The 1,137-nt window shown below is 44.9% G+C and carries 2 protein-coding genes and 1 pseudogene; all 3 read right to left on the reverse strand.

The features are described from left to right. Positions 1 to 208: pseudogene (locus R7Q38_RS24280) on the reverse strand (fimbrial protein); the annotation flags it as partial. Beyond that, positions 198 to 791 (reverse strand): type 4a pilus biogenesis protein PilO, encoded by a 594-nt coding sequence (locus tag R7Q38_RS24285; protein WP_005480482.1) that lies wholly within the window; start codon positions 789 to 791, stop codon positions 198 to 200. The pseudogene R7Q38_RS24280 and the gene R7Q38_RS24285, both read right to left, overlap by 11 nt. Further along, the coding region (locus R7Q38_RS24290; protein WP_318114632.1) for a PilN domain-containing protein at positions 784 to 1,137 on the reverse strand (354 nt) is incomplete at its 5' end. The genes R7Q38_RS24290 and R7Q38_RS24285, both read right to left, overlap by 8 nt.

Genomic DNA, 1,137 nt, shown 5'->3' on the forward strand with positions numbered 1-1,137 from the left:
TCGCCTCTTTGGGCAATTCGAAAGGAGCACGCATCACTTCTGGGGCATACGCCACTGCGATGTATTTGTCAGCAGGTTTGAGCTTCTCCACATCTCGCCGCGCCTGACTCTCAACACCACGAATAAAATCCGTTAATGATTCATCATTCGCCTGGCACCCGACCAATAGAGCGCTTACCAACACCGTCAGCAAAGATTTATTTCTCATCTTTCTTTTCCTCAGGCTTGAACTGATAAGTGTTTGCTCTCACTCGGAAGTGCAAAGTTTCACTCTCTTGGCTGACACGCTGCCAAGTCACGTCTTTAAAGGTGATGATGCGTGGCAGTGTGGCAATGGCCTGTGAGAAACGACCGATATCGTGGAAATCACCTGTTAGCTCGATATTTAGTGGCAATCGATACAGGAAGTTTTCAGATTGCTTTTCTCCCCAATCGATTCGAGTAAACGTTAACTTGTTGTCGATACCGAGTTCGTTTACCGACGCCAACATTGTGGCCAACTCTTTTTGTGCCGGTAGTTGTTGCAACAGCAACTCATAACGCGTAGTAAGCTCGTCCAGTTGAGATTGCAACTGAGGCAATGCAGCCACCTTGTTGGCTTTTATGCGCAATGCCACTTTTAATGTTTGCTCCTCTTGAATCAAATTGTTCAAGCGAGCCTCTTCTGGCTTTAAGTAAAACCAATAACCAAACCCTTGGATAAGAAGAACAAGCAGGCAGATCACTACAAGCTGAGGCAGTAATGGCCATTCAGCAATCTCATCCATTTCTAGATCTTGCCAATTAACCATGTTGTTTTCCCTCTTTCTTCTCTTCTACCGTGTTGAACATGAAGGACACTTTAAAGGTCTGAAACTCTTTACCAAAACGGGCTTTTCCGTGCACGATAGAGTGCATTTCAACGTCCAGTAGCTTGGCAGAACGTTCCATGTTATCGAGCATGGTTGCTAGCCGAGGTGTACTGTCTGAAATACCTGAGATTTCAATTTCTAGATCGTTCATTTTGATCTTGTCTACATACACGCCTTCTGGAATAACAGCAGGCATGAGGTTCATAAAATCAGTGGTTTTATTCCGACCATTTTGCAACGCCTCCACAACTTTCAAGCGTTCCAAGATTTTGCTGTGTTCAAGCTC

It is taken from the genome of Vibrio sp. Vb0598, from assembly GCF_033338935.1.
GTDB lineage: Bacteria > Pseudomonadota > Gammaproteobacteria > Enterobacterales > Vibrionaceae > Vibrio > Vibrio alginolyticus.

What these genes read in the sequence shown, in the direction of transcription:
- R7Q38_RS24285 (WP_005480482.1), bottom strand. Translation starts at nt 791, where the DNA reads ATGGTTAATTGGCAAGATCTAGAAATGGATGAGATTGCTGAATGGCCA.